The sequence below is a fragment of the Corallococcus carmarthensis genome, assembly GCF_003611695.1.
Lineage (GTDB): Bacteria > Myxococcota > Myxococcia > Myxococcales > Myxococcaceae > Corallococcus > Corallococcus carmarthensis.
The window spans coordinates 1-1,415 of sequence record NZ_RAWE01000449.1 but is presented as its reverse complement, the minus strand read 5'-3'; the positions used below and the strand labels follow the sequence as shown (position 1 = coordinate 1,415).

The following is a 1,415-nucleotide window of genomic DNA, read 5'->3' as shown; positions in this document are numbered from 1 at the left end:
CTAGTACCACCTGATCAGATTCGGGAGGGGCCGCGCGGCAGGTTCGAGTCGTCCACGAGCCTGCGGCAGAGGGGGCAGACGCCTATCCAGCGCAACAGCACCTGTTGAAGACGGCGGCGGACTTCAGGCAGCGTCCATTTCACCCGGCCCCGGGGGGGAAAGCGCTCGTCGGAGCGCGAGAAAGCCATGGGCCATGGCGCAGAGGGTGGCGTGGTGGTGGAAGCCCCGCCAGGTGCGTCCTTCGAAGTGGTCCAAGCCGAGTTCCTGCTTCATCTCCTGGTAGTCGCGCTCGATGCGCCAACGCAGCTTGGCCAGGCGCACCAGGGTGCGTATGGACGTGTCAGCTGGGAGGGAGGAGAGCCAGAATTTCGTGGGCGCCTGCGCTCCCTGGGGCCATTGGCACAGCAGCCACTGCTCATCTCCGGGCGGCACTCCATTCATATGCCGGTGCGCTGTCCGGATGCGGACGGCCGCGAAGCGGGAGGACTGCCAGCCACGGCTTCCCTCGCGCCAGCTGACGGAGCGGTACTTCAACTCCTTGGCCAGCACGCCCACCAGCACCGGCGGATGCTTGTCGTCGTAGTGCCGGGTGGAAGGCCGACCGCGACTGCCCGGCGGCTTCTTGCGAATGGTCGGGGCGCTGCCTGGCGGCCAAACAGACGTCTCGCCCTTGATGCCAACCACATAGCCCAACCCTCGCTCGACGAGGCCATCGCGAAACTCCCGGCAGTCCCCGTAGCCCGGGTCGGCAAGCACGACATGCTTGCGCACGCCAGAGGCAAGCGCCGAGTCCAACTGCGCCAGAGCCAGCCGCCACTTCTCCGTGAGGCCCACCTCCTCTGGAATGCCTGCCTTCTTGCGACGTGCGGTGTCCGTCGCCCAGGCCCCTGGGAGGTACATCTGCATGCCGATGCAGCCAGAGCCATTCTCGCCCGCCAGGTGCAGACTCACCGCCACCTGGCAGTTGTCGATTCGCCCCAGCGTGCCCGAGTACTGGCGTGCCACGCCGACCGAGTGCGTCCCCTTCTTCGGAAAGCCCGTATCGTCGAGGACGAACGCCTCCAGTCCCGGCAGTTCCCGCTCCAGCTTCTGGCCCAGGCGTCGGAACACCTCCGCATCGGACCATCCGCTGATGACGACGCACTCCTGAAGCCGCTGGCGCATCGCCTCCGTCTCGGACGCGTTATCCACCAGCCGAGCCGCCATGGGTTGAATGCTCTTGCGCTCGCCGTCGAGCAGCAGCCCCGTCACGTACGCCGCCATCGCGGCGCGCCGCTCGGGGCGGCCCATTCCTTCCACCATCGAGTCGAGGTACTCGCGCAACTCCTCATCGAGTCGCTTCAGCGTCCGCCGGTCCATCACGACCGTAGATCATGATCGACCGGCAGCTTCAACAACCGACTAAGTGGTACTAG

Annotated in this window: 1 protein-coding gene; it reads right to left on the bottom strand. The window is 66.5% G+C overall.

The window, feature by feature from the left end:
* Positions 1–123 precede the first annotated feature (123 nt).
* Positions 124–1,359 carry an IS701 family transposase gene (locus tag D7X32_RS44360; RefSeq protein ID WP_244239526.1) on the bottom strand — a complete coding sequence of 412 codons (1,236 nt, stop codon included), beginning with the start codon at positions 1,357–1,359 and terminating at the stop codon, positions 124–126.
* Positions 1,360–1,415 lie beyond the last annotated feature (56 nt).

Bases quoted from the DNA above. Each gene is read 5' to 3' on its own strand.
- D7X32_RS44360 (WP_244239526.1), bottom strand. From the start codon at position 1,359: ATGGACCGGCGGACGCTGAAGCGACTCGATGAGGAGTTGCGCGAGTAC.